General features: G+C 70.3%; 28 protein-coding genes. 11 read left to right on the forward strand and 17 right to left on the reverse strand.

From position 1 onward, the window contains the following. Window positions 1-104: 104 nt before the first annotated feature. Genes Q0581_RS12070 through Q0581_RS12080 form a run of 3 tightly spaced genes read left to right on the forward strand, consistent with a single transcriptional unit; the run spans window position 105 to window position 3,063 of the window. Window positions 105-1,277, forward strand: a complete 1,173-nt coding sequence (locus Q0581_RS12070; protein ID WP_298700607.1) for an ABC transporter permease — start codon at window positions 105-107, stop codon at window positions 1,275-1,277. Then, window positions 1,274-2,026, forward strand: a complete 753-nt coding sequence (locus Q0581_RS12075; protein WP_298700609.1) for an ABC transporter ATP-binding protein — start codon at window positions 1,274-1,276, stop codon at window positions 2,024-2,026. The genes Q0581_RS12070 and Q0581_RS12075 overlap by 4 nt, the downstream gene beginning before the upstream one ends. Window positions 2,027-2,046: 20 nt before the next feature. After that, window positions 2,047-3,063, forward strand: coding sequence for an HlyD family efflux transporter periplasmic adaptor subunit (locus Q0581_RS12080; protein ID WP_298700610.1), 1,017 nt, complete (start codon window positions 2,047-2,049; stop codon window positions 3,061-3,063). A 12-nt stretch (window positions 3,064-3,075) separates the two neighbouring features. Here Q0581_RS12080 and Q0581_RS12085 read toward each other — a convergent pair whose 3' ends face one another. After that, entirely contained in the window at window positions 3,076-3,963 is an 888-nt protein-coding gene (locus tag Q0581_RS12085; protein WP_298700611.1) for a LysR substrate-binding domain-containing protein, read from the reverse strand. 54 nt (window positions 3,964-4,017) lie between these two features. Here Q0581_RS12085 and Q0581_RS12090 point away from each other — a divergent pair, with 54 nt between their 5' ends. Beyond that, window positions 4,018-5,169: an MFS transporter gene (locus Q0581_RS12090; RefSeq protein ID WP_298700612.1), complete on the forward strand. Its 1,152-nt coding sequence runs from the start codon at window positions 4,018-4,020 to the stop codon at window positions 5,167-5,169. Here Q0581_RS12090 and Q0581_RS12095 read toward each other — a convergent pair. Beyond that, on the reverse strand, window positions 5,166-5,963 hold the full coding sequence (locus Q0581_RS12095) for an enoyl-CoA hydratase-related protein (protein ID WP_298700613.1): 798 nt from the start codon (window positions 5,961-5,963) through the stop codon (window positions 5,166-5,168). The genes Q0581_RS12090 and Q0581_RS12095 overlap by 4 nt on opposite strands. Window positions 5,964-6,137: 174 nt before the next feature. Further along, window positions 6,138-6,287 carry a hypothetical protein gene (locus Q0581_RS12100; protein WP_298700614.1) on the reverse strand — a complete coding sequence of 50 codons (150 nt, stop codon included), beginning with the start codon at window positions 6,285-6,287 and terminating at the stop codon, window positions 6,138-6,140. A gap of 158 nt (window positions 6,288-6,445) precedes the next feature. On the opposite strand from Q0581_RS12100, the gene Q0581_RS12105 reads away from it, so the two are divergent. Together Q0581_RS12105 and Q0581_RS12110 are read left to right on the forward strand one after the other, a co-directional pair. Then, window positions 6,446-6,655, forward strand: coding sequence for a DUF1289 domain-containing protein (locus Q0581_RS12105; protein ID WP_298700906.1), 210 nt, complete (start codon window positions 6,446-6,448; stop codon window positions 6,653-6,655). Between the two features lie 96 nt (window positions 6,656-6,751). Continuing rightward, entirely contained in the window at window positions 6,752-7,273 is a 522-nt protein-coding gene (locus tag Q0581_RS12110; protein ID WP_298700617.1) for a TIGR02281 family clan AA aspartic protease, read from the forward strand. A gap of 1 nt (window position 7,274) precedes the next feature. Here the strand turns inward: Q0581_RS12110 and Q0581_RS12115 are convergent, their stop codons facing one another. The 6 genes from Q0581_RS12115 to Q0581_RS12140 form a co-directional block, all read right to left on the reverse strand. Continuing rightward, window positions 7,275-8,105: a sulfite exporter TauE/SafE family protein gene (locus Q0581_RS12115; protein ID WP_298700618.1), complete on the reverse strand. Its 831-nt coding sequence runs from the start codon at window positions 8,103-8,105 to the stop codon at window positions 7,275-7,277. Between the two features lie 54 nt (window positions 8,106-8,159). Continuing rightward, window positions 8,160-8,519: a hypothetical protein gene (locus Q0581_RS12120; protein ID WP_298700619.1), complete on the reverse strand. Its 360-nt coding sequence runs from the start codon at window positions 8,517-8,519 to the stop codon at window positions 8,160-8,162. Further along, window positions 8,516-9,820: a homogentisate 1,2-dioxygenase gene (hmgA, locus tag Q0581_RS12125; protein ID WP_298700620.1), complete on the reverse strand. Its 1,305-nt coding sequence runs from the start codon at window positions 9,818-9,820 to the stop codon at window positions 8,516-8,518. The genes Q0581_RS12120 and hmgA overlap by 4 nt, the downstream gene beginning before the upstream one ends. Before the next feature lie 95 nt (window positions 9,821-9,915). Further along, window positions 9,916-11,034, reverse strand: coding sequence for an acyl-CoA dehydrogenase family protein (locus Q0581_RS12130; protein WP_298700622.1), 1,119 nt, complete (start codon window positions 11,032-11,034; stop codon window positions 9,916-9,918). A 4-nt stretch (window positions 11,035-11,038) separates the two neighbouring features. Next, the gene (locus Q0581_RS12135; RefSeq protein WP_298700623.1) at window positions 11,039-12,220 is read right to left on the reverse strand and encodes an acyl-CoA dehydrogenase family protein; all 1,182 of its coding nucleotides are present in this window, start codon (window positions 12,218-12,220) and stop codon (window positions 11,039-11,041) included. A 51-nt stretch (window positions 12,221-12,271) separates the two neighbouring features. Next, window positions 12,272-12,526: an Lrp/AsnC ligand binding domain-containing protein gene (locus Q0581_RS12140; protein ID WP_298700625.1), complete on the reverse strand. Its 255-nt coding sequence runs from the start codon at window positions 12,524-12,526 to the stop codon at window positions 12,272-12,274. Window positions 12,527-12,575: 49 nt separating this feature from the next. Between Q0581_RS12140 and Q0581_RS12145 the strand changes: the two genes are divergently transcribed. Next, window positions 12,576-13,379, forward strand: a complete 804-nt coding sequence (locus tag Q0581_RS12145) for an alpha/beta hydrolase (protein ID WP_298700627.1) — start codon at window positions 12,576-12,578, stop codon at window positions 13,377-13,379. Window positions 13,380-13,453: 74 nt separating this feature from the next. Next, window positions 13,454-14,125, forward strand: a complete 672-nt coding sequence (locus tag Q0581_RS12150; protein WP_298700629.1) for a bifunctional 4-hydroxy-2-oxoglutarate aldolase/2-dehydro-3-deoxy-phosphogluconate aldolase — start codon at window positions 13,454-13,456, stop codon at window positions 14,123-14,125. A 42-nt stretch (window positions 14,126-14,167) separates the two neighbouring features. On the opposite strand, the gene Q0581_RS12155 is transcribed toward Q0581_RS12150, so the two are convergent. From Q0581_RS12155 to Q0581_RS12185, 7 genes are all read right to left on the reverse strand, one after another. Further along, window positions 14,168-17,008, reverse strand: coding sequence for a pitrilysin family protein (locus Q0581_RS12155; protein ID WP_298700631.1), 2,841 nt, complete (start codon window positions 17,006-17,008; stop codon window positions 14,168-14,170). 87 nt (window positions 17,009-17,095) lie between these two features. After that, window positions 17,096-17,620, reverse strand: coding sequence for a periplasmic heavy metal sensor (locus Q0581_RS12160; RefSeq protein ID WP_298700633.1), 525 nt, complete (start codon window positions 17,618-17,620; stop codon window positions 17,096-17,098). Beyond that, window positions 17,617-18,030 carry a hypothetical protein gene (locus Q0581_RS12165; RefSeq protein WP_298700635.1) on the reverse strand — a complete coding sequence of 138 codons (414 nt, stop codon included), beginning with the start codon at window positions 18,028-18,030 and terminating at the stop codon, window positions 17,617-17,619. The genes Q0581_RS12160 and Q0581_RS12165 overlap by 4 nt, the downstream gene beginning before the upstream one ends. Continuing rightward, window positions 18,027-18,593, reverse strand: a complete 567-nt coding sequence (locus Q0581_RS12170) for an RNA polymerase sigma factor (RefSeq protein ID WP_298700637.1) — start codon at window positions 18,591-18,593, stop codon at window positions 18,027-18,029. The genes Q0581_RS12165 and Q0581_RS12170 overlap by 4 nt, the downstream gene beginning before the upstream one ends. Before the next feature lie 65 nt (window positions 18,594-18,658). Further along, complete coding sequence (locus Q0581_RS12175; RefSeq protein ID WP_298700638.1) at window positions 18,659-19,189, reverse strand: EF-hand domain-containing protein; 531 nt, start codon at window positions 19,187-19,189, stop codon at window positions 18,659-18,661. A gap of 67 nt (window positions 19,190-19,256) precedes the next feature. After that, window positions 19,257-22,142, reverse strand: coding sequence for a bifunctional [glutamine synthetase] adenylyltransferase/[glutamine synthetase]-adenylyl-L-tyrosine phosphorylase (locus Q0581_RS12180; protein ID WP_298700639.1), 2,886 nt, complete (start codon window positions 22,140-22,142; stop codon window positions 19,257-19,259). Further along, complete coding sequence (locus Q0581_RS12185) at window positions 22,139-23,566, reverse strand: HAMP domain-containing sensor histidine kinase (RefSeq protein WP_298700640.1); 1,428 nt, start codon at window positions 23,564-23,566, stop codon at window positions 22,139-22,141. Before Q0581_RS12185 ends, Q0581_RS12180 begins: the two co-directional genes overlap by 4 nt. A 246-nt stretch (window positions 23,567-23,812) precedes the next feature. On the opposite strand from Q0581_RS12185, the gene fdxA reads away from it, so the two are divergent. Further along, window positions 23,813-24,154 (forward strand): ferredoxin FdxA, encoded by a 342-nt coding sequence (fdxA, locus tag Q0581_RS12190; protein WP_298700641.1) that lies wholly within the window; start codon window positions 23,813-23,815, stop codon window positions 24,152-24,154. A 308-nt stretch (window positions 24,155-24,462) separates the two neighbouring features. Next, the gene (locus Q0581_RS12195; protein ID WP_298700642.1) at window positions 24,463-24,993 is read left to right on the forward strand and encodes a CarD family transcriptional regulator; all 531 of its coding nucleotides are present in this window, start codon (window positions 24,463-24,465) and stop codon (window positions 24,991-24,993) included. A 56-nt stretch (window positions 24,994-25,049) separates the two neighbouring features. Here the strand turns inward: Q0581_RS12195 and Q0581_RS12200 are convergent, their stop codons facing one another. After that, a complete protein-coding gene (locus Q0581_RS12200; RefSeq protein ID WP_298700644.1) occupies window positions 25,050-25,433 on the reverse strand; it encodes a cytochrome c in 384 nt (127 codons plus the stop codon). A gap of 124 nt (window positions 25,434-25,557) precedes the next feature. Here Q0581_RS12200 and Q0581_RS12205 point away from each other — a divergent pair, with 124 nt between their 5' ends. Next, the gene (locus Q0581_RS12205; protein ID WP_298700646.1) at window positions 25,558-25,926 is read left to right on the forward strand and encodes a hypothetical protein; all 369 of its coding nucleotides are present in this window, start codon (window positions 25,558-25,560) and stop codon (window positions 25,924-25,926) included. The last annotated feature ends 5 nt before the right edge of the window (window positions 25,927-25,931 follow it).

The following is a 25,931-nucleotide window of genomic DNA, read 5'->3' on the forward strand; positions in this document are numbered from 1 at the left end:
CCAAGGATTGCAAATCGGTAATCGACTTACCCCGATTTAACTTGGCCGAAAACGTCGTGGCGGTCAGATAACGCTCCATCTTCTCCGCCTGAGCGCCCCTGTCCATGTCCCTGGCCCTGTCCACCCTGCTGTTTGAATGGCGGCGCTATATGGCGGCCGTGATGGCGCTGGCCCTCTCGGGCCTGCTGGTGCTGGCCATGACCGGCGTCTTCATCGGCATCGGCAAGGGCTTCACCGCCACCATCGAACGCTCGGGCGCCGACGTCATGGTGATGCAGCCCGGCGCCAAGAGTCTGATGGGCGGGCCGTCGGGCGTGCCGCGGCGCTTCATCCCCCTGGTCTATAACCACCCCGAAGTGGTCGAGGTTCAGCCCCTAGACGGCGCCGGCGGCAGCTTCCAGTCGGTCAAGAACGTGGATCCGACCATGAGCCAGGCCGACCGCGCGCGTCAGGGCGCCCCGCGCCAGCAGTATGTGCAGTCGATGGTCATCGACACCACGCCCGGATCGGTCACCATCCCCACCGACTATTCGCCCGAACTGGTCGAGGCGCTGCGCCAGCCCTATACGGTCGCGGTCGACGAGACGGCCCTGCCCAAACTGGGCGTCAAGCTGGGCGACCGGGCGCTGTACAACGGCCAGACCGTGACCGTGGTCGGCGTGACCCGCGGCTATCCCAACATGATGCAGTCGACCGTCATCATGTCGCGCGACACCCTGCGCATGCTGGGTCAGGCCGACACCGGCCCGCGCGTCGGCCCGCTGATGGTCAAGTTGAAGGATCCCGCCCGCGCCGAGATCGTGGCGGCCCAGCTGAACGCCATGGGCAACGGCCAATGGAAGGCCTGGACCCGCCAGGGCCTGGCCGACGCCAACGCCAGCGCCATGTTCGAAGAAGGCATCCTGGTCATCATCATCGGCGGCTGCGTGGTTCTGGGCACCATCATCGGCGTGGCCATCACCTGGCAGACGCTGCGCGGCGCCATCATGGCCAACATCAAGGAGTTCGCGTCCCTGCGGGCCCTCGGCGTCGGCATGGGATCGCTGAACCGCATCGTGCTGGAGCTGAGCTTCTGGGTCGGGGTGGTCGGCGTGGGCGCGGCCATCCTGCTGACCTGGCTGGTGTCGCTGCTGGCCATGGCCAATGCGGTCATCATCGCCCTGCCCCTCAGCCTGCTGATCGTGGTGGGCGGCGGCCTGATCGTCATCGCCATGATGTCGGGCCTGCTGTCGATGGGCGTCCTGAAAAACAGCCAACCTGCGGACCTGCTGCGATGAGCCATACCAAATCGCACGGAAAGCACGGCGACTTCGCCATCGAGGCCAAGGGCCTGGTCAAGCGGTTCAAGTCGGGCAAGAGCTTCGTCGAGGTTCTGAAGGGCGTGGATTTCGACGCCCGCCACGGCGACCTGACCATGGTCATGGGACCGTCCGGCTCGGGCAAGTCCACGCTAATCGCGGCCCTGTCGGGCCTGCTGCGGCCCGAGGAAGGCCGGGTCGACATCCTGGACGTCGACAATCTGTGGAAGCTGTCGAATGGCCGCATCGACCGGTTCCGGCTGGAGCACTGCGGCTTCATCTTCCAGGGCTTCAACCTGTTCCCCGCCCTGACCGCGCTGCAACAGGTCGAGACGGTGCTGAAATTCCAGGGCCTGAGCCCCGACAAGGCCCGTAAGCGCGCCGCCCTGGCGCTGGAGGAAGTCGGTCTGGGCCATCGCCTGCACCAGCGGCCGGCGGCCCTGTCGGGCGGCGAGAAACAGCGCGTGGCCATCGCCCGCGCCCTGGCCAAGGACCCCCAGATCCTGTTCGCCGACGAACCGACGTCGGCCCTGGACGGCGAGAACGGCCAGGTGGTCATCCGCCTGCTGCGCCGGGCCGCCACCGAACACGGCGCCGCCGTCATCTGCGTGACCCACGACCCGCGCCTGGAGGCCTGGGCCGACCGGGTGATCCATATCGAGGACGGCGTCATCACCGACGACCAGCGCCGCACCCCCAACCCCGACGCCGCCTTCGCGGCCCACTGATACGCCCTTAGGATTCCGCCATGCCCGCCTTTCTGAAGAACAAATGGACCTGGATCGGCCTGGGGCTGATCATCGTCCTGCTGGTCGGCTTCCAGGTCGTCCAGGGCCAGAACGCCGCCAAGAAAAAAGAGGCCGAAAAGGCCGCCGCCGCCAAGGTCGAAAGCCCCTATGCGGCCGTGGCCAACGGCAAGACCGACGTCGAGGGCGGCATCATCCAGATCGCGGCCAGACGCGGCGGCGTGGTGCGCGAAGTGCTGGTGCAGGAAGGCGACCGCGTCGTCGCCGGCCAGATCCTGGCCCGCCAGGAAGACGATGAGCCGCGCCTGGCCCTGCAACGCGCCAGCGCCGAGGTGGCCCAGGCCGAAAGCCAGCTGTCGGCCATCCGCGTCGACATCAACACCGCCCAGCGCGAGCTGGAGCGCCTGCAACGGCTGGTGGATTCCAACTTCGTCGCCGCCCAGCGCATCGACCAGGCCCGCGACGCCGTGGCCACGGCCCAGGCCCGGCTGGCGTCCCAGCAGGCCAGCGTCCAGACCGCCCGCGCCCGCCAGAACGAGGCGGCCTACAATCTGGAGCTGACGGTCATCCGCGCGCCCATGAGCGGCCGGATCGTGCGCCGCTACGCCAACCCCGGCGCCGGCGCCTCGACCCTGAACGTCTCGACCATGTTCGACCTGGAGCCGGACGCCCCGCGCATCGTCCGCGCCGAGATCGTGGAAAGCGACATCCCCAACATCAACGTCGGCCAGGCGGTCGAGATCCAGCCCGAAGGCGACCCCAGCAAGGTCTATGTCGGCGCCGTCCTGCGCCGCGCGGCGGTGTTCGGCGCCCGCAAGCTGGCTTCTGACGACCCCAGCCAGCGCTCTGACGAGCGGGTGGTCGAGGTGGTGGTTTCCGCCGGCGACGCGCCGCTGCTGATCGGTCAGCGGGTGCTGGTGAAATTCATGAAGCCGGGCAAGGCGGCGGGCGCCCCGCGCACCACCAGCCCCGGCGTCGGCCCCGACCGCGCCATGCAGACCCCGCCGACGCGCAACTAGAGCGAAATCGGTCTAGGTCTGTAACGGAACGCGGGCGGCGGTCGCCGCCGCCTGCGCCTTCAGCCAGAGACCCACCGTCCGCACCGGATGCGCCGGTTGGTCGCTCATGCTCACCGCCGCCAGACCGCCACCGTCGGCGACGAAGCCGAACGGCGCGGCCAGTTCGCCCTTCTCCACGGCGTCCGACACCAGGATCCACGGCAGGACGGCGACGCCCAGACCTGTCACGGCCGCGTCCAGCACATAGTGCAGATGCGACAGGGTTCGCTCCCCTCGCCCCGGGACGCTGCGGCCGGATAGGGCCTCCCAGTCGCGCCATCCCCGCAGGTGGCTGGACGTCGAAAGACGCGGCAGTTCGTCCATTCTGTCTTGCTGGTCGGGACGGACGACCAGGCCGATATGGTTGGGGGCCAGTTGCTGGACGCCCGCTTGATCCATCTGCGGCCTGTCCAGGAAGCGCACCACCAGATCGGCCTCGCGCTGACGCATGGCCGTCACCGGCAGGTCCCGCAGATGCAGGGTCAGGTCCGAGTGGCGCCGTTCAAAATCCCCCAGGCGTGGGATCAGCCATTTGACCGCCAGGCTGGCGTGCACCGCCACGGTCGCCTCTGGATCGACGCGCACCGATCGCACCGCGCCGGCCAGGGTGTCCAGACCGGCCGTCAGCCCCTCCAGAAGACGCCGCCCCTCCGGCGTAAGCGTCAGGGCGTGACGCGGCCCATCGAACAGGCGCACGCCCAGCGCGACCGACAACGCCTGGACCTGCCGGCTGACCGCGCTCGGCGTCACCCCCAGTTCGACCGATGCCCGCGTGGCCGACCCCAACCGCCCCATCGCTTCGAAGGCGCGCAGGCCGTTCAGAGACGGCAGCCGCCGTCCGATTGTGAGTTTTTCGCACATGGCCCCTCGGATATGTTGCTTTGAATCCGGCGGCAATGCGCGGAAGAGCCGGAGATGAAAGACCGCCTGTTCATTCCGGTGCTGGGGCTGGGCCAGATGGTCGCCTTCGCCTCCAGCTACTATCTGCTGGGAGTGACCGCCGACCCGATGGCGCGATCGGCGGCGGTCGCCCCCGCCGTCCTCTATACCGCCCTGTCCGCCGCCTTCCTGATTTCCGCCGTTCTGACACCCTTTGCGGGCGCGGCGATCGAGCGGCATGGGGGGCGGTCCGTTCTGGCCTTCGCCCACCTGTCCTTCGCCCTGGCCTTGGCGATCCTGGCGGCGGCGACCGGGGTGGCCATGCTGTGGCTGGGCATCGCCCTTCTGGGCGTCTGCATGGGAACGGGGCTTTACGGCACGGCCTTCGCCCTCGTGGTGGAACAGAAGGGCCGCGAGGCGCGGCGCGGCATCACCGCCGTTTCCCTGATCGGCGCTTTGGGCGGGGGCCTGGGCTGGCCCGCCAGCCGCGCGCTGATCGAGGCGGGGGACTGGCGACTGGCCTGCCTGTTCTGGGCCGGGGCGCATCTGGCGGTCTGCCTGCCGCTGACGCTGACGGTGCTGCCGCGAAGGCCGGCGACCGGGCCCCGCCCAGCCGAGACGCCGCCGGCCGCGCCCGTGGCGTGGGACCGAGCCATGGTCCAGATCGCCGCCATCTTCGCCCTGGCCTGGATGGTCTCGACCGCCATGGGGGCGCATCTGCCGCGCGTGCTGAACCTGTTGGGGCTGGCGGCGGGACCGGCCGCCTGGGCGGCGGGACTGATGGCGGCGTGCGCCATCGGCGCGCGGCTGGTCGATCTGGTGTTCCTGCATCGCAGCCATCCGGTCCTGACCTTGCGGCTGGCCAGTCTTCTGCATCCGCTGGGCGCCGTGGCGGCCCTTTTGGGCGGGGCCAGGCTGGCGCCTCTGCTGGCGGCGGGACAGGGGGCGGGCAACGGCCTGTTGTCGGTGGCCTCGGGCGTTCTGCCGCTGCATGTGTTCGGCCCCGACCGCTACGCCGTCCGACAGGCGCTGTTGCTGACCCCGGCCCGATATCTCCAGGCGGCGGCGCCGGCGGCCTATGCGCTGGTGCTGGATATGTCTGTGCAGACGGCGCTGGCCGTCTCGTCGCTGATGTGCCTGGCCATGCTGGGTCTGACGATGGGACTGCGGCCCCGGGCGCCGACCTAACCCCCGAACCGCGGCGCGCGTTTCTCCAGGGCGGCGGCGACGCCTTCGGCGTGGTCGGCGCTGAGATGGGCGCGGGCCTGGAGGGCGGCGGTGGCGTCCAGCACCTGGTCCATCGGCGCCTCGCGGCCCAGGCGCAGCAGGCTCTTGGTCATACGCAGGGCCTGGGCCGGCTGGACCGCGATCTGATCGGCCAGCGACAGGGCCTCGTCCATCAGCGTCTCGTGCGGAACCACGCGGCTGACCATGCCCCAGTCGGCGGCGGTGGCGGCGTCCACCGTGCGCGCGGTGAACAGCATTTCGGCGGCGCGGGCGTAGCCGGCGTATCGCGGCGTGATCCAGCCGCCGCCGTCGCCCGGAACCAGGCCCAGCTTCAGGAACGGCAAGCCGAAGACCGCGCGGTCCGAGGCGATGCGGATGTCGGCCAGGCCCGCGATATCGCACCCCAGCCCCATGGCCGGGCCGTTGACGGCCGCGATCAGCGGAACCTCCAGCCCGTACAGCGCCCGCACGATGCCGTGGACCACGGCCTTGTAGTTCTCGCGGATCTGATCCTCGGTCCCGGCGAACAGGCCGGTCTTGTCGCGCATGGCCTTCAGGTCGCCACCGGCCGAAAAGGCCCGCCCCGCCCCGGTCATCACCACGCAGCGCACATCCATGTCGGCGTTCACCGCCTCGGCGGCGGCGACGAAATCCGCCTCGTCGCCCAGGTCCGGCAGGGCGTTCAATCGCTCGGCCCGATCCAGGGTCCAGATTTCGACGCCCCCGCGCCGCTCGCGCCGGATCAGTCGGCCCATACCCATGCTCCCGAAATGCAAAACCCCGGCCTTTTCGGGGCCGGGGCGTTGAGGATCAAGATGCAGGCGGGACTTTGTCACCCCTAACGCTTGCGCCGCGGGCGCGCGCTGCTTGAGGGGACGATAGGGTATGGCCCCTGACGCTCGCCTTACGGGCGCGCGCGGTGGGGGCCTTCAGCGCCGCTTCTTGATGTCGATGGGGACGAAGTTGGACGGATGGCTGACCACCCGGCTGTTGTTCGTCTGTTTCGTGTTCACCAGCATCCCGCCCCACAGGGCGAAGGACATCATGGCGTGCTGGAGGTTGCGCTCCTTGTTGTTCATTCTTGGCGTCTCCTTTCGCAATCGAATGAAAAGAGACACGTCGTGCTGTTCGGGGGTTTCACCCTCATAGTCGTTTCGCGTCATGGTGAACGTACCGCACCCGGCTGCGGATTGCAAGTTTTTTGTTCCGGTATCGGATCGTTTTTCGCAAGGTCGTCATCTTGAGTTCTTCCTCTCCGCCACGCGCCATCGCCACTCCGTGCGTCCAGGTGTGCGTCGTGGACGGCGCATCGGGCCTGTGTCTGGGCTGCTGGCGCACCCTGCAGGAGATCGGAACCTGGAGCCGGATGACCGACGCCGAACGCGCCGCCGTCATGGCCGAACTGCCCGGCCGGGCCGAGCGCGCGGACCCCGCCGGGCGCAGTTGAGGTTTCGTCAACCACGTCGTTTCACCGCATCCCAACGGCCGGGCGCTAAGGATCGGGGCCTGGGCGCAAAAGGCGCCCGCGTGAAGCGTGGGTTGAATGATCCGTCTCGCCGCCTCTTCCGTCGCCGTGGTCGGCTTGGCGCTGGCCGCCTCTCTGAGCGCGGCCTTCTGGCTGAACCGCCTGGCCGGGCCGGGCGAAGCCCAGGCGGCGGTGGTCGTGGCCGCCCCTGTTGATCCTGCGCCCGCGCGCGGATCGGCCGCCCAGGTGGTCAAGGCCGCGGACGGCCATTTCTGGACCGAAGCCGACATCGACGGCCGCGCCGTGCGGGTGATGATCGACACCGGCGCCACGGTGGTGGCCCTGACGCTGGACGACGCCGCGCGCCTGGGCCTGCGCCCGAACGAGGCGGACTTCACCCAGACGGTGCGCACCGCCTCCGGCCCTGTTCCGGCCGCGCCGGTGCGTCTGGACCGGGTGTCGGTCGGCCGCGCCCAGGTTCAGGGGGTCGAGGCCCTGGTGCTAAAGGATGGCCTGCCGCATTCGCTTCTCGGCATGAGCTATCTGGGCCGGCTGTCGGCCTTCGAGGCGACACCCACGGGCCTGACGCTGCGACCCTGAGCTACAGCGCCTTCACCACCACCGACAGGGCGGTCAGGATCATATAGGCGGCGAAGATCCGCTTCAGCACCCGCCGGTCCAGCCGGTGCGCCAGCCGCGCGCCCCACGGCGCCGCCAGCGTCGTGACCACCCCCAGGATCGCCGCCGCCGGCAGATTGACGTAGCCCAGCGACAGCGGCGGCCGCCCCGCCGCATCCCAGCCGAACACGACGAACCCCAGGGTCGCCGCCGAACCGATGGCGATGCCAAAGCCCGATCCGGTGGCCACCGCCTGATGGATGGGCCGCCCGCACAGGGTCATCATGGCCCCGCCGAAACTGCCGCCGCCGATGCCCATCATGGCCGACAGGGCGCCGATGGTTCCGCCGACGATGCGCCGCGCCCAGCCGGTGGGCAGGCCGCGCCACAGGGTCTTGCCCTCGGGCGTCAGGCCGATCTGAAGCCCGATCCCGGCCAGGCAGACCCCATAGACGACGGCTAAACCCTGCATCGAGGCCACGCCGGCGATGGCGGCCCCGACCAGGGCGCCGGAGCCGACCCAGGGCGTCCAGGCGCGCAGCACCGCCTCGTCCACCGCCCCATGGCGCCGGTGCGCCGCCAGCGACCGCCACGAGGTTCCGACGATGGTCAGAAGCGAACTGCCGACCGCGACATGTAGATTGGCCGGTCCGCCGACGCCCAGCATCTCGAACGCGTAAAACAGCACCGGCACGATCACCGTGCCGCCGCCGACCCCGAACAGGCCCGCGATCACACCGGCGAACAGCCCCGCCCCGATCATGGCGGCGGCCAGCATCAGCAGGTCGGACAAAGGCAGGTCGGCGATCCCCATGCGCCTCCCCTCGCAACTGCGGCGCGCGGGGGCAAGCCCGCGATGAGCCTCAGCCTAGTCGATGCACAGGGTCGCCTGGGCCCGGCCGTTGGCGATGGTGGTGAAACAGCCGAAACGCACGTTCTCGATCTGACAACGGCCCACGACGGCATCGCCTTCGCGCGCGGTCGCCTCGCCCTCGACGCGGCAGTCGCCCTGACACTGGGCGCCGTCGGTGCAGCGCTTGCCGGCGTCGGCGTAACGCAGGACGCAGCGCACGCTCTGCATCCGCCCTACAGGCCGCATCTGGCCACCCCGCGCCGTGCATTCGGCGGCGGTCAGGGTCTGGGTCGCGCCGGGCGTCTCGTCCGTGACCGGCGCGGGCGCGCAGGACGCCAGCGCCAAGGCGCCGACCAGAGCCAGGGTGCGGATCACGGCTGGACCTGCCCCTTGTCGAAACCGGTCCAGACGTCGTCATAGTCCAGCTGCATCGTCGGCGACCCTTCCGCCCAGGCGGTGGTGCGGATGGGCATGCGGGTCTCGAACATGAAGGCCAGGGTCTTGTCGATCTTGACCGGCTTCAGCTCCGCCTTGATGGCGTTGTCATAGCTGGTCTGGTCCGGGCCGTGGCCGCTCATGCGGTTGTGCAGCGACGCGCCGCCGGGGGCGAAGCCGCCCCCTTCCTTGGCGTCGTATTCGCCGAACACCAGGCCCATGAACTCGCTCATGACGTTGCGGTGGAACCACGGCGGACGGAAGGTGTTCTCGGCCACCATCCAGCGCGGCGGGAAGATGACGAAGTCGATATTGGCCGTGCCCGGAGTGTCCGACGGGCTGGTCAGGACGGTGAAGATCGACGGGTCCGGGTGGTCATAGCTGACGGTGCCGATGGTGTTGAACCGGGCGGTGTCATAGCGATAGGGGACCAGATTGCCGTGCCAGGCCACGACGTCCAGCGGGCTGTGGTCAAACGTGGTCGCCCACAGCTTGCCGCCGTATTTCTGGACGCATTCGGTCGGGCGATCCACATCCTCGAAGGCGGCGACCGGGGTTTCGAAATCGCGCGGATTGGCCAGGCCGTTCGAGCCGATCGGCCCCAGGTCGGGCAGGCGGAAGGGCGCGCCGTAGTTTTCGCATACATAGCCGCGAATCGGCCCGTCCAGCTCGACCCGGAAGCGCACCCCGCGCGGAATGACGACGATGTGGCCTGGCGCCGCCTCGATCAGGCCGAACTCGGTGACGAAGCGATGCGCCCCCTGCTGCGGCACGATCAGCAGTTCGCCGTCGGCGCAATAGAAGACCCGGTCGGTCATCGACCGGTTGGCGGCGTACATGTGGATGCCCGATCCGCCCCCCGCGTCCGGGTCGCCGTTGCCGCCATAGGTGACCAGCCCCTCGACCCAGTCGGTCGGCTCGCCCGGCAGGGGCAGCGGATCCCAGCGCATGCGGTTGGGGTTGGGCGGCGTCTCGTCGAACGGGCCGGAGCGGACCCCCCGTTGATCGAACGGGCGATAGGGACCGTGCTGGGCCGAGGGGCGCAGGCGGTAAAGCCAGCTGCGGCGGTTCTCGCTGCGCGGGGCGGTGAAGGCGGTGCCCGACAGCTGCTCCGCATACAGGCCCATCGGCGCCCGCTGGGGCGAATTGCGCCCTTCGGGCAGGGCGCCCGGCGCCGCCTCGGTGGCGAAATGATTGCCGAAACCGGTCAGGTAGCGCGGCGCATTGGTTCGCGTCGTCATGTGCGTTTCTCCCGTTGCGGGAGGTTTAGCGACCGCGCGCGCCAGCGTCACCCTGTCGGACGCAGGATTGAGCAAGGTCAAACCGCGCAGTTCCCTCAGAAACCCTGCGCCCGCGCCAGCCGCTCGGTGTGGAAGCCCGCATCGCCCAGGGTCTCGTTCAGAACGCGGACCCGCTTCATGAAAAGGCCGATGTCGAACTCGTCGGTCATGCCGACGCCGCCGTGCATCTGGACCCCTTCCTGCACCGCCAGTTCGGCCGTGCGCCCGGCCTTGGCCTTGGCGACCGAGGCGGCCATGGGCGCGTCGTCGCGGCCTGCATCCACGGCCTGAAGCGCGGCCAGCGCAGCGGCGCGGGCGATCTCGATCTCGCTGAACAGATGGGCGGCGCGGTGCTGCAAGGCCTGGAATTCGCCGATCAATTTGCCGAACTGCTGGCGGGTGCGCAGATAGTCCAGGGTGATCCTGAACGCCTGATCTCCGGCGCCGACCAGACTTGAGGCGGCGCAGGCGCGGCCCAGCGTCAGCACGCCTTCCAGAACGGCGTCGCCCCCGCCCACCGGTCCCACAACGGCATCGGCGTCGACCGCGACGTCGGCCAGCATCACCCGCGCGGCGTTGTGGGCGTCGACCATGACCGTGCGCTCGACCATCACCCCCGCCGCCTTCGGATCGACCAGAAACAGGGTGGTCCCCTCATCCGTCCGCGCCGCCACGATCAGGGCGTCGGCCACATGGCCGTCCAGCACCATGGCCTTGGCCCCCTTCAGGGTGAAGCCGTTGCCGGCACGTTCGGCGGTCGTGGCGATGCGGTCGGGCCGATGCTTGGCGCCCTCATCCAGCGCCAGGGACACGATGGCCTGACCCGCCGCCATGCGCGGCAGCCATTCCGCCCGCTGGTCTTCCGATCCCGCCGCCAGCGTCCGCGCCGCCAGCACCGCCGTGCCGAAGAAGGGCGAGGGCGTCAGGGCGCGCCCCAGGCTTTCGGCGATCACCCCCGCCTCGACGGCGCCCAGGCCCATGCCGCCGTGCGCCTCGGGGATCAGGACGCCGGCGAAGCCCATGTCGCCGAACGCCCGCCACAGGTCGCGCGACACGCCCTCAGGATCGCGGTCGTCGCGCAGTTGGCGCAGGTGGGCGATGGGCGCCTGTTCGTTCAAAAAGCCGTCGGCGGCCTGCTGAAGCATCGTCTGTTCTTCGGTCAGGATCAGGGGCATCGGCTCAGGCTCCCGGCAGTTGCAGCAGATGCTTGGCGATGATGTTCAGCTGAACCTCGCTGGTCCCGCCTTCGATGGAATTGGCCTTGGTGCGCAGCCAGTCGCGGGCCATGACGCCGTCGCGCGACCGTTCGCCCTCCCACTCCAGCGCCTCGTGCCCGCCGGCCGCCATCAGCAGTTCATGGCGGCGCTTGTTCAGCTCGGACCCATAGTATTTCAGCATGGAGGCGATGGCCGGATGGGCCTGACTGGCCTTCACCTGATCGCCCACCCGCTCCATGGCCAGACGGAAGGCGGCGGCGTCGATCTCCAGCTCGGCGATACGGGCGCGCAGCATGGGGTCGTCCAGCCGGCCCGTCTCGTCCAGGCCGATATGGTCGGCCGCGACCTGGCCCACCGGCCGGCCGGCCCCGACCTCGCCCATGGCGCCGATCATGGTGCGTTCGTGGGCCAGCAAGTGTTTGGCCACGTCCCAGCCGCGGTTCAGGGCGCCCACAAGGTTCGCTTTTTCCACCCGCACATCGTCGAAGAAGGTCTCGCAGAAGGGCGACTTGCCGGAAATCAGGGTGATTGGCCGGGTCGTCACCCCCGGCGTGGCCATGTCGAACAGGACAAAGCTGATGCCCAGATGCTTGGGCGCCTGGGGGTCGGTGCGGACCAGGCAGAAGATCCAGTCGGCCTTGTCGGCGTAGGAGGTCCAGATCTTCTGGCCATTGACGATCCAGTGGTCGCCGCGATCTTCGGCCCGGGTCTGGATGGAGGCCAGGTCCGATCCCGCGCCGGGTTCGGAATAGCCCTGGCACCAGCGGATTTCGCCGCGCACGATTTCGGGCAGGAAACGCTGCTTCTGTTCCTCGGTCCCGAACTGCAGCAGGGCCGGGCCCAGCATCCAGACGCCGAAACTGTTCAACGCCGGCTGGGCCTGGATGCGGCGCAGCTCGGACGCCAGCACCTTGGCCTGTTCGCGGCTCAGGCCCCCGCCGCCGTATTCGGTCGGCCATTCCGGCGCCGTCCAGCCGCGCGCGGCCATCCGGTCCAGCCACAGCCTGTGCGCGGGCGTCTTGAAGACGGCGTTGCGCCCGCCCCAGATGGCGGCGCCCTCATCGGCCGGGCCGCGGCATTCGGGCGGACAGTTGGCCTCCAGCCAGGCGCGGGTTTCGGTGCGGAAATCGTCCAGTTCGCTCATGCCCCGCACCCTAGCAGCGATTCCGCCTGACGCAGCGTCAGGGACGAACCCTCAGCGGCTGGGCGTGAAGGGCGAGAAGGTGATGACGGTGAAGGTGTCGCGGATGTGCGGCCGGGTCTGGACCGATTTCGTCACGAAGGTTCCGATGTCCATGTCCTTAGGCAGGCTGAATTTGGCCAGCAGGTCATACTGGCCCGAGGTCGAATAGCATTCGGACACATGCTCGACATTGTCGACGATGTCGGCCGCCACATCGTTGGCGTGGCCCAGCTCGCATTTGATGAAGACGAAGATGGCGGTCATCATGGCAAGGGTCTCCGGCGCGGCGTCCGGGCCTCTAGTAGCGGATGGATGCGTGACGGGTAAGGTCGATCTGGAGGCCCAGTACAACAACCGCGCCCGCGTGCCCGACCACCCGGCGGTCATGGCCCTCTGGCGCGAACGGGCCGAGGCGGCGCGGACGGCCCATCCCATGATCCGGATCGCCTATGGCGACGGCGAACGCGAAACTCTGGACCTGTTCGAAGCCGCCCCTGACGCGCCGGTCGCGGTCTTCATCCACGGCGGCTACTGGCAGGCGCTGGATAAGGATTGGTTCGGCGGAATCGCCCCCGCCCTTGCGGCCCACGGGATCAGCGTCGCCATTCCCAGCTATGACCTGGCGCCCGCCGTGCGTGTCGGCGCCATCGTCGGCCAGATGCGCCGGGCGGTCGAGGCGATCCGGGCGCGGACGGGGCGCCGCCCGCTGGTGTTCGGCCACTCGGCGGGCGGCCATATGGCGGCGGCCATGCTGAGCGAGGGCCGGGCCTGCGCCGCCGTCGCCCTTTCCGGTGTGTTCGACCTGGAGCCGCTGATCGGAACCTCGCTGAACGACGCGCTGAAACTGGACGAACGGGAAGCGCGCGCCCTGAACATTCTGCGATGGCCCGCGCCGAACGGGGCCACGCCCGGCGGCACGGTTCTGGACTGTATCGTCGGCGGGGACGAGAGCGAGGAATTCCTGCGTCAGAGCCGCGTCATGGCCGACACCTGGGGCGCGCAAGGGGTGCAGACCCGGTTCGAGGCCTTGCCCGGCCTGAACCATTTCACCGTGCTTGATCCCCTGTTCGACGCCGACAACGCGATGGTGGGGCGGATCGCCGAGCTGGCGCGCGGCTGACACCGGGATTGATCGCGGTTCACTTGACGTGAACCCGGTCCCGTCAGACTGAGGATCAGCATCCGGAGCCGCCCATGCCCCACGACCGCCTGACCGTCCTGACCGCGCTGGAGACGCAAGGCGTCGCGCCCGTCTTCTATCACGCGGACCCCGAGGTCTGTCTGAACGTCATCCGCGCCTGCGCGCGCGGCGGGGCTCCGGTGGTGGAGTTCACCAATCGCGGCGACTTCGCCTGCGACCTGTTCGGCGAGATCGCGCGCGAGCTTCAGAAGACCGATCCCGAGGTGATCCTGGGCATCGGCTCGGTAGTCGATGCGGGCACGGCGGCCCTGTTCCTGAACCGGGGCGCGCGCTTCGTGGTCAGCCCCTGTCTGGTGGAGGATGTGGCGCGGGTCTGCAACCGGCGGATGACCGCCTATTTCCCCGGCTGCGGCTCGGTGACCGAGATCGGCCGGGCGCACGAACTGGGCTGCGAGATTGTGAAACTGTTCCCCGGCGCCAGTGTCGGCGGGCCGGACTTCGTCAAGGCGGTCTTGGGGCCGATGCCCTGGACCAAGATCATGCCGACCGGCGGCGTCGACCCGGACGCGGCCAGCATCGCCAAATGGTTCGGCAGCGGCATCACCGCCGCCGGCATGGGGTCGAAACTGATCACCGATGCGGCGGTCAGGGCCGGCGACTGGGCCGCGATCGAGGCCCAGGTGAAGACGACGGTTCAGGCCGTGAAAGCCTTCCGCGCGAAATAGGCCGGCGACGGGAGCGACGAACCGCCCCCGCCCCCGAAGGCCCTATCGGGCGCCCAGGCCGGCGTCGCCCAGGTCCAGCTCGGCCGCCGGGATCACCTGCACCTGCGGATGTTTGGCGCGGATGGCGTCGATGAACTGCGACGCATCGCCGACCACCACCACATAGGCGCGTTCCGACCCCAGATAGTCGATCACGGCCTGGCGCAGGCTGTCGGCGTCGGTCGCGGCGATGCGGTCGGGATAGGCCTGGATGTCCGACAGGGGCAGGCCCTGCTGGACCGCGCCGGCCAGGACGCCGCCCAGGCCGTTGGTCGTCTCCAGCGCCCGCAGATAGCCGCCGTTGACGAAGGTCTCGCGCTCGCCCACCCGCGCCTCGGCCACAGCCTCGGTCTTCAGACGGTCGAACTGGGCCAGAACCAGATCCACCACCTCGGCGGCGCTTTCGTTCTTGGTCTGGGTCGCGGCCTGAAGCAGGGCGTTGTCCGCCCGCTGGCCCAGGCCCGAACTGGCGCCATAGCTGAGACCGCGCATGCTGCGGATCTCGTGGAACAGGAAGCCGCCCTGGCCGCCGCCGATCACGGCGTTGGCCACCGCCAGCGGATACCAGGCCGCATCGGTGCGGCGCGGCGCGCGGAAGCCGGCGGCCACGGCGGCCTGGCCGGCGCCCGGCATGTCGACCACCACGATGCGCGGCGCCTGGGCCTGACCGGCGCGGCCTTCGACGGTCGGGCGCGGCGTCTGGGGCCGGGCCCAGCCGCCCAGGGTCGCCTCGGCGAAGGCGAAGGCCGCCTCGGCGTCCATGCCGCCGGTGACGATCAGGGTGGCGGCGTCCGGGCGCCACCACTGGTCGTGATAGGCCCGGATCTCGTCGCGGGTCACGGCGGCGACCGAGGCCTGGGTGCCATTGGCCGGCGCGCCATAGGGGGCGGCCCCGAAGGCCAGGCGGTTCAGCACGGCGCCGGCGACGAAGCCCGGCTCGCGCATCGCCACTCGCAGACCGTTGGCGGCCTGGGCGCGGGCGCGCTCCAGCTCGGCGGCGTCGAAGTCGGGCCGCTGGACCATGTCGGCCAGCAACGCGCCCATGGCCGGGGCCGAGGCGATCGGCGCCGAGGCGAACAGGGTGGTGGCGTCCGGCCCGGCCCCGCCGCCGACCTGGGCGCCCAGGGCCTCCAGCCGCGCGGCGATCTGGGGCGCGCTCTGGCCGCCGGCGCCGCGTCGCGCCAGGGTGGCGGTGAAATCGGCCAGGCCCGGCCGCTGGGCCGGATCGGCCGCCGCCCCGCCGTCCAGCACCAGCTGGGCGCTCATGATCGGCAGGTCGGTCGACTGGGCCACAATGACCCGCAGGCCGTTGGGCAGGGTGCGCTCCTGGATGCGCGGCGCCGCCACGGCGCGCGCCTCGCCCAGGGCCGGCGGGGCCATGCGCTGATCCTCGGGCAGCAGTTCGTTGGCCGGAAGAATGGCCGGCGGCACGCTGAGATAGGTCGGGACCGGCGCCGGGTTGCGCCAGCCTTCGTCGGGCGCGCCCTCGGGCTTCTGGCTCTCGTCCAGATATTCGACCGTGACCCGCACCTGGTCGTTCAGGAAGCGACGGGCCACCCGCTGGACATCGGCGGCGGTGACGGACTGGATGGCGGCGATGCGTTCGTCCGGCGCCTTGGGGTTGTTCTCGGACACGATGGCCTGGCCCAGCATGAAGGCGCGGCCGTCGGCGGTTTCGCGCTGGCGCAGATCCTGGGCCAAGAGTTCGGTCTTGGCCTCCGCCAGTTCCGCCTCGGTCACGGCCGTGTCGCGCACCCGCGCCAGTTCGGCGTCCAGCGCCGCCTGCACCTCGGCCGGGGCCTTGCCCTGGGCGGCGACGGCGTTGACGGTGATCGAGCCGTCCTCCTCCATGCCGTTGACGCCGAAGCCGGCGCTGGTCGCCAGCTGGCTGCGATAGACCAGGGCCTGATACAGGCGCGAGCTCTGGCCCCGGCTCATGATGGCCGACAGCACGTCCAGGGCGGCGTTGTCCGGGTCAGAGGCGGCCACGCCGGGATACAGGGCCGCCACCGCCGGCAGCGGCACATTGGGGGCGTAGGACACGACATGGCGCGGCCCCGTGCGCGGTGCCTGAACCGGGCGCTGGAACACCGGCACCGGACGGTCGGGGTTGCGGATGGCGCCGAAATATTCGTCCACCAGCCGATCCAGCTGGGCCGGATCGAAATTGCCCGACACGATCAGGGTCGCCATCGCCGGGCGGTAATAGGCCTCGTGGAAGGCGCGGGCGTCGTCGATGACCGCCGAATCCAGCTCCTCGATCGAGCCGATCACGCTGCGGCGATAGATGGAGGTGTCGAAGCTGTTGTCGCCGATCACGAACCGCTGGAACCGGCCATAGGGCGGGGCCAGCACGCGCTGGCGCAGTTCTTCCTTCACGATCGAGCGTTCGGCCTGGAACACGGCCTCATCGACCACCGGGCGGGCCATGCGCTCGGCGTGGGCCCACAGCATCCGCTCCAGATACTGGGGCGGGACGGTCTCGTAATAGTTGGTGAAGTCCTGGCCGGTCGAGGCGTTGCGGCTGCCGCCCGCATTCTCGACCATGGTCGAGATGTGGCCATAAGGCAGATTGACCGTCTTGCGCGACAGGATGTGTTCGAACAGGTGGGCGAAGCCAGAGCGGCCCTCCGGGTCGTCCTTGCCGCCGACGTCGTACCACATCTGGATGGTGACGGTTCCGGCCGAGGGGTCGGGCATGGCGTAGACGTCCAGCCCGTTGGCCAGCTCGCGATGCGTATATTGCAGCGGCGGCGGCGTGATGGCCGGAGCGGTCTGGGCCAGGGCCGGGGCGGCGGTCGTCAGGGCCAGCAGCGAGGCGCCGATCAGGGCAAGGCGTTTCATGATGTCAGGTCCGCGTTCGGGGTGATTTCGGCGGCACCGTATCAAGACGCGGCGGCCGCGACAGTTAAGAGGCTGTAATGCGCCGGCTCATCCCGCCGGGGCGGGCTGAGGCGCGGGTTGGGACGCAGCCTGGGGCTTGGGCGGGTGCTGCGACTGCCCGCGCGAACTGCGGCGCGACAGGATGGGGGCCATCACCGCGCGATCCCGGGGCGACAGCGATCCCAGCATGACCAGGGCGTCGCCTTCCAGCCGGGCGCGGCCGCGCATCTCGGCCAGGCGCGACTGCTCCAGCAGGGTCTGGACCGCCACCGGATCGAAGGTCTCGGCCCCCGCCAGCGCCACGGCCTGTTTGCGGGCGGTGCGCGCGGCTTCGAAGTCGGGCTTGGCCGCGTGGGCCGAGGCGCGCATGGCCTGGCGCACGCGGTCGCGTTCGCCCTCGGGCAGTTGCTGGATCATGGCCATGAAGGAATGACCGCGACCGGGCCGGGCCTCGGCCTCGACCTGGCGCTCGACCTTGGCGCGGCTGGCGAACAGGGCGGCCCCGCCCGCCACGGCGAACAGGTTCAGCGCCACCGAAACGCCCAGCAGGATCTTCAGCGTGCGACCGGTCATCCCAGCACCTCGGCGTCGTCGATGGCGCCGAAGGCGGCCTGGGCGTAGACGGCCTCGGCCCGCGCATCGGCGGTCATGTGTCCGGTCAGGGCCAGGCCCGACAGGGCGCCCGCACAGGCCGCCGCCGCCCAGCCCGCCCCCGCGATCCACGCCAGCGGACGCGGCTGGCGCCACCGCCCGCGCCCGGCCTGGATGGCCGAGGCCAGCACCTGGTCATGCAGGGCCATGGACGGCTGAAGGCGCGGCGCGGCGTCCATCAGATCGTCCAGATCGCGTTCGGCCTGAAGCCGCGCGGCCAGGTCGGGGCGGTTGTCCAACAGGCGGCGCGCCGCCTCGCGCTCGCCCTCGGGCCAGCGGCGCCAGGACGCGCCATAGGCCGCGATCAGCTGCATCAGTCGTTGCTCAGTCATAGCCCGCTTCCTTCAGCCCCCGGCGCCAGGTCCGCAAGGGCCTGACGCAACGCCCGCCGTCCGCGCGACAGCAGGCTTTCCAGCGCCTCGACGCTGACCGACATCAGCCGCGCGGCCTCGATATTGGTCAGCTCCTGATAATGACACAGAACCAGCGCCTCGCGCTGGCGATCGGGCAAAACCGACAGGGCCGCCTGCACGCGCCGCCCGACATCCGCCGCCAGCATGCCGCGATCGGGCGCAGGCCCCTCGTCCGGCCGGTCGGGCGGAGCGTCGGTTGCAATCTCGCGCCGGCGCCGCAACCGGTCGTAGCAGAGGTTCAGTCCCACCCGGTGCAGCCAGGTGTCGAACTTGGCCTGGCCCGGCCGCCACGACGGCGCCTGACGCCAGGCGCGCAGCATCGCCTCCTGGGCCACATCCTCGGCCTCGGCGGCGTCGTTCAGCATGCGCTGGGCCAGGGCCAGCATGCGCGGCAGCTTGCGCGCCACCAGGGCCTGGACGGCGGCCGGGTCGCCGCGCCCGACCCGGCGCACCAGATCCTCGTCCGGGTCGTCCACCGCCAAGGAAGCGCGCCTCCGCACCGGTCGAAAGAGTCGACCCGCCCATGCCGGCCCGCCGGCGCATCACCCTACTGCGAAACGGGGGCCGCAGGCGACGCCTGACGGCGCTCCTGGCGCGACTGGCGACGTTCATCGGCGCTGACATAGCCGTCGCCGTCACGATCCATGCGGGCGAAGGCCTGGACCGCACGTTCGCGCGCCTGGGCCAGGTTCAGGTCGCCGCCGCGGCGCGGGCCCTGGCGTCGCATCATGCGGGCGCGGGGGGCGCGGTCGGGGCGGGCCTCGAACTCGGCGCGGCTGATGACCCCGTCCTTGTCGGCGTCCAGGCGGTCGAAGGCGGCGGTGCGCTGCTGGCCCCGGCGCGCCTGCATGGCCGCGCGGCGCTCGTCGGCCGAGACGACGCCGTCGCCATTGGCGTCCATCGCCGCCATCCGGTCGAAGCGGGCCAGGTATTCGGCCTGGCTGAGACGACCGTCGCGGTCCGCGTCGACACGCGCCATGCGGGCCGGGGCGTTCTGAGGGGTCGTCTGCTGAGCCGCGGCGACGCCGGCGGTCAGCAACAGGGCCGCGGTGCAGGCGGCGGTCACAATGGTCTTCATGGACAGGTTTCCCTTTGGTGTGGAAACGCCCCCCTGTGGGCTTGCCGAAGGATTGAACGCGGCCGGATCAGTTCTCCGTCGCGGACGACGGCAGGGCGCGGTCGAAGACGGCCAGAGCCTGGGCCCTTGCCTGAACCAGCCGGGCCTTCAGCGTCTCGAAATCGGGCGCGCCGGCGGCCTGGGCCAGACGGGCGCGGAAGCCCTCGGGTTCGCCCTCCGGGTCGATGTCGTCGTCGGATGCGCAGGCCAACAGCTGTCGCAGCGCCTGCTGCATCCGCCAGGCGGCGGCGGCCTCGGGCTCCCCGACCAGGGCCTTCAGCGTCGACACGGTCAGGGGGCCGCCCGTCGGCGCGCCCTGCAACTGGCGATACTGGGCCAGAAACTCGGCGTCCACCTGACCGCCGCGCGACAGCTTCAGATCCCAGAAGCCCCAGGGCGTCCGCTCGCGCGCCATCAGTTCGCGCATGCGCCGCACGTCGCCGGCGATGTCGGCGCCGGGGCGCGGGCGGCGCAGGGCCGCCTGGATCGTCGCCTCCACCTGTCGACCGAAGTCGGGGTCGGTGGTCCACACCAGCCGCGCCCGCGTCAGGGCCATGAACTCCCAGGTGTCGGCCTCGGCGGCGTAATAGTGGTCGAAGGCCGACAGGCGCACCGACACCGGCCCCTTGGACCCCGTGGGCCGCAGCCGCATGTCCACTTCGTACAGCCCGCCCTCGGCCGTATGCGCCGACAGGGCCGCGATCAGCCGCTGGGTGAAGCGGACGTAGAAGACTTCTGGCCCCCAGCCCTTGCCCGACGACATCGCCTCGGGCGGTGCATCGTAAAGGGTGATCAGGTCCAGGTCCGATCCGGCCGTCATCTCGCGCGATCCGGCCTTGCCCAGGGCGATCACGGCCACGGCCCCGCCCGACATCGCCCCGCCCTGGCGCTCGACGTCGCGCAGGGCCGAGGGGGCCAAGGCCCGGATCACGGCGTCGGCCAGGTCGGCGTAACCGCGCCCCGCCGCCTCTGGCCCCGCCAGGCCGGTGACCGTCTGCATGCCGATGCGGAACATCTGTTCGCGGTGGATGCGGCGCACCGCGTCCATGGCGCCCTCGAAGTCTCCGGCCGAGGCGGCGTCGGCGGCCAGTTCGGCGATCACGCCCGAATCCTGATCCAGGTCGCGGTTGAAGCGGGCGTCCAGCATGCCGTCCAGCGCCGCCGGACGCCGCCCCAGCATCCGCGCCAGACGCGGCGCAAAGGCCATGACCCGCACCACCAGATCGAACAGGTTCGGCTGGTTCAGGAACAGGGCCTGCACCTGCACCCCCGCCGACAGGCCCGAGAAGAAGACGGCGAAACGGCGGAAGGCGGCGTCGGCCGCCCCGGTGTCGGCCACGGCGGTCAGCAGCTTGGGCGCCAGCCGGGTGAACAGCTCGCGTCCCTGGGCCGTGCGGGTGGCGGGGATGCGGCCGTGGTGCCAGCTGCGGATCGTGTCGGCCACGGCGGCCGGTTCGGCGAAGCCCATGCGCGCCAGGGTCTGCAGCGTCTCGGGATCGTTCTCGACCCCGGTGAACACCAGACTGCCATAGGGAGAGGACAGGTCCTCCTCGTCCTGAAACAGTTCGCCATAGCGGGCGTTGACCGCCGCCAGCAGGGCCTCGACCCCCGCGTCGAACGCCGCCAGATCGCCCTCGCCCGCCAGGGCCGCCACCGCCGCGCGCCGCACCGGATCGACCGGCAGGGCGTGGGTCTGTTCGTCGTCCAGCATCTGGACCCGATGCTCCAGCGCGCGCAGGCGCTGATAGGCGGCGGTCAGTTCCGACGCCGCCTCGGACGTCACATGGCCCGCGACCATCAGGGCCGCCAGCGCCTGGAGCGTGCGGTTCGACCGCAACGACCGGTCGCGGCCGCCCAGGATCAGCTGTTGGGTCTGGGCGAAGAATTCGATCTCGCGGATGCCGCCGCGGCCCAGCTTCAGATTGGCGCCGGCCGCCTCCAGCCCCTCGCCGGTCTTGTGGACGTGGATCTGGCGCTTGATCGACTGGACATCCAGCACGGCCTTGTAGTCCAGGCTGCGGCGCCAGACGTAGGGGACCAGCGCCTTCAGAAAGGCCTCGGCCGCCGCCACGTCGCCCGCCACCGGCCGGGCCTTGATGAAGGCCGCGCGCTCCCAGTTCTGGCCGACGGATTCATAATAGGCCAGGGCCATGGGCGCCGCCACGACCGGCGGGGTCGAGGACGGATCGGGCCGCAGGCGCAGATCGACGCGGAAGACGTAACCCTCGGCCGTCCGTTCACTCAGCAGCCCCGCCCAGGCCTGGGCCAGGCGGTCCAGGAACCGCTGCGGCTCCACCCCCTCGGCCAGGGCTGGGGCCAGGCGGTCGGGATCGTAGAACAGCGACAGATCGATATCGCTGGAATAGTTCAGCTCATTGGCCCCGTGCTTGCCCATGGCCAGACCGAACAGGCCGGGGACCGGACCGGCCGGATCGTCGGGCGCCGAGATCAGCTTGCCCCGCGCCCTCTGGTCCGCCGCTACGGCCGCCAGGGCCGCCACCGTCGCCGCATCGGCGAAACGGCTGAGGGCGCCGGTCACCGCATCCAGATCCCAGACGCCGCCCAGATCGGCCAGGGCGGTCATCAGATGCAGTTCCGCCTTCATGCGCCGCAACGGCGCGCGAATGTCGTCGGGCAGGCCGTCCAGCGCCCGGACCCGCCCCAGCAGATCCTCCAGGCTGTCATCCGGGTCGGCCGCCAGCAGCGCCGCCAGCATCTCGGGCCAGCGCCGCGCCAGCCCGGCCAGATAGGGCGAGGCGGCGAACACCGGCGCCAGGGCGGGCCACGCCTGGTCCAGCAAGGGCGCCCAGTTGGCCTGGGTCGCCGCTTCGGCCAGCCGTTCTCGGGTCCGATCAGCCGCGCCGGGATCGACCACGGGGCCGCAGGGGATCAGGCGCTGGGCCAGCACGCTCACGCCGTCTCCGCCGCCAGGGCCGGCGGCAGCACCATGGCCACCCTGAGGCCCGGCCCATAGCCGTCATAGGCGCCCGGCCCTTCATCCAGCGTCAGCCGACCGGCGTGCGCCTCGACCACGGCGGTGACCAGCGACAGGCCCAGGCCCGACCCCGGTTCGGTGCGGCTGTTGTCCAGCCGCACGAACCGCTGGACCACCCGCTCGCGGTCCTCGGCCGGGACGCCCGGCCCGGTGTCGGTCAGGGAGAATTCGATCTCGCCCGACGAGCGCCGCCGCGCGCGCAGTTTCACCGCCCCGCCCTCGGGCGTGTATTTGATGGCGTTGTCGATCAGATTGGCCAGGGCCTGGGCCAGGAAGGGCCGGTTGGCCTCGATCATCAGGCCGCGCTCGATCTCGGCCGAAAACTCCATGCCCTTGTCCTCGGCCGCCGGTTCGTACAGCTCGGCCAGGTCGGCGGCCAGATCCGCCGCGTCAAACAGCACCGGATCGGGCGTGCGCCCCGCCGCCGACTGCAGCCGGGCGATGGCCAGAACGGTGTTGAAGGTCTTCAGCAGGGCGTCCGCCTCGTCCAGCGCCACCTGCAGGGCGTCGGCCCCGTCGATCCGGCCCGCCTCGGCGTCGATCAGGGCGACCTCCATCTTGGCCCGCATCCGGGTCAGGGGCGAACGCAGGTCGTGGGCGATGGCGTCGCCGGCATGGCGGATCGAGGCCATGGAGGCCTCCAGCCGATCCAGCATCTGGTTCAGCCCGGCGCCCAATTCGTCCAGTTCATCGCCGGACCGCCGCACCTCGGCGCGCGCCTTCAGGTCGCCGTTCTGCACGGCGTGCACAACCCGGTTCAGCCGCCCCATCGCACGTTCGACATTGCGGCTGACCAACAGGCCGCCGCCGGCGCCCAGAACCAGCACCATCAGCATGGCCGCCCACAGGGCCTGGGTCAGGCGGCCCAGATAGGCCTCGGTGTCGCCGATGTCCTGGCCGACGAACAGGATCTCGCCGCCCGACAGCTGCATCTCGACGCCCATGGCCTGGCGGCGGCGGACGCGGCCTTCCTGATCGGTGTCGGTCAGGCGGAAACTGCTCCACTGGGCCACGGTCCGGCCCTCGGTCGGCTCGATCGGCGATTCCGAGACATTGCCGGTGATCGCCTTACGCTGGGCGTCCATCAGCAGGTACAGATAGGGTCCGCCCCGGATCGAGCGTTCGACCAGCGCCTGGTTCAGGGCGTCGACGCCGCGCGCGCGGTATAGGGACGCCAGAACCCCCACCTCGCTGCGCACGTCCGCCTCGGCCCGCGCCCGCGCCTCGGCCGCCGAGGCGATATAGACCCAGGCCAGCACCGATCCCGCCGCCGTGACGAACAGCGCCAGGAACAGCAGCGTCAGGCGAAACGGCGTGCGTCGAAGCAGGGAAGGCAGCCGCACGGTCTTGGTTTCCTTGCTGACGGACGCGCCGGGCCGCGCACGGCCCATGATCTTCTGTTCGTTGTGCCGCCAACAGGGCGTCCGGCTCAAGCCCCCAGAATCAAGACGGTATCGAGACGGCGCCAAGGCTGTGACGACGTGGCGGCGCCGCTGGGCGCGCCGGGCGGTTGACACCGGCGGCCCGGCGGCTCATGTCCCGGCCTCTCCCGCCCCTCCTGATCCCGCCGTGATCCCGCCCGCCGCGCCATGACCTACATCGTCACCGACGCCTGTGTGCGCTGCAAATTCATGGACTGTGTCGAGGTGTGCCCGGTCGACTGCTTCTATGAGGGCGAGAATTTCCTGGTCATCGCGCCGGACGAATGCATCGACTGCGGCGTCTGCGAACCGGAATGCCCGGTCGACGCCATCGTGCCGGACACCGAGGACGAGCCGGACGGCAAATGGCTGCAGATCAACGCCGAATACGCCAAGGTCTGGCCCAACATCACGGTCAAGGGCACGCCGCCGGCCGACAAGGAACAGTTCGAGCGCGAGACGGGCAAGTACGAGAAGTATTTCAGCCCCAAGCCCGGCAAGGGGTCCTGAAGCCGACTTCGCCCGCCCTGCGGCAGCGTTTTCCCGCGTCGCAACGGCTGGCGCCGTGGACGTTTTGAATTTCTGCAGTTTTGTGATAGGTTCCTACCTATTGGGTCGGGCGGTCCGCGAAATTCTCGCGCCGCCCGCGTTTGCGACAGAACCTCGCCCACGCAGGCGGGGTCGGCCAGAGGTTCGGTGATCCGCTTCCACGCTTGAAGCCTTGACGACTTTCCCCCGGCGTCTTCGCCGGGCGAAGCCCGTTCTGCTTTGCGCGCGGCGTTATCCCCGTCCTTCCTGAGCCGGGAAAGGACTGAGACATGACGAGCAAGAGCGGTCTAGAATTCAAGGTTGGCGACGCGGTCGTCTATCCGGCGCATGGCGTCGGCAAGGTGGCGGCGATCGAGACCCAGGAAGTCGCCGGCATGTCGCTGGAGGTCTATGTCGTGACCTTCGACCACGAGAAGATGACCCTGCGCGTCCCGACCAAGAAGGCCAAGACCGCCGGTCTGCGCACCCTGGCCGGCGAGGACGTCGTGACCAAGGCCCTGACCACGCTGAAGGGCCGCGCCCGCATCAAGCGCACCATGTGGTCGCGCCGGGCCCAGGAATACGAGGCCAAGATCAACTCGGGCGACCTGATCTCGATCGCCGAGGTGGTGCGCGACCTGCACCGCGCCGAGACCCAGCCGGAACAGTCCTATTCGGAACGCCAGCTGTATGAATCGGCCCTGGACCGCATGGCCCGCGAAGTCGCCGCCGCCAACCGCATCGACAAGGACGCGGCGGTCGAACTGCTGGCCAAGTCGCTCAGCGCCAAGAAGCCGGTGGTCGCCGCCGAAGCGGCCTGATCGGTCTTCGAATCCCTTGCGATAAGCCCCCGGAGCGATCCGGGGCCTTTTTCGTTTCACCGCTCGGCGCGGCCGCCCGAAACGCTCTCCAGATAAGCGATGATGTCGGCGATCTGCTGCGCTTCCATCTCGAAGGCGGGCATGGCCGGATGGGCCGTGACCAGCCCCTCGGCGAAGGCTTCCTGAAGGTCCGACACCGGATAGAGGGCGCCCATCGTGCGGAACGCCGGAGCGGCGGGCATGGGGCTGGCGCCGTCGCGACCGATGGCGTGGCACCCGGCGCACAACTGTTCCGCCAGAACCCCGCCCGCGCCGGGCGATCCGGCCGCCTCGGCCGGCAGGGCCGCGAAGGCGGCCTGCGGGCCCGCCCCGGTCGTCGCCCCGGCCTGGGCCGCGCAGCCGCCCAGCAGAATCAGCCCGATCAGTCCCAACCGTCGCATCCGCCCCTCCCGTTCGGTTTCTTGTCGCGCCGATCCTGGCCTGCAGCCTTGCGCTGGATCAAGGCGTTCACGGCGCCACGGGAGCAGCCTGCGCTCATGTCAGCCCCTGAAAGCCGGAGCGATCATGACGACCTTCCACCACATCCGCCTGGAACTGGCCCGCGAACCCGGAAGCCCCAGCGGCGATCCCGATACGGGCTATGACATCGTCGCGCCCCTGAACGACGCAGGAAAACTGGATGGCGAGGCGCTGAAGGCCGAGCCGCAGCGCGGCCGCGTCCGGGCCTTCACCCAGGACCGGACCACCGCTGCCGGAAGACTGACCCGAGGGCCGGGCGGGCGCTGGTTGCTGGACTTCGAGCCAGGCGTGGCCGAAGACGCCACAGGCTTCCATTTCGGCGATGAACGCTTCGTGCCAGGGGAATACGTCAGCCTGACGCTGGCCGACGGTCGTCAGCACACCTATGTCGTGGCCCGCGTCCAGCCGGTCTGAGAGAT

Origin of the sequence: uncultured Brevundimonas sp. (assembly GCF_937863155.1) — a bacterium.
Taxonomy (GTDB): Bacteria; Pseudomonadota; Alphaproteobacteria; order Caulobacterales; family Caulobacteraceae; genus Brevundimonas.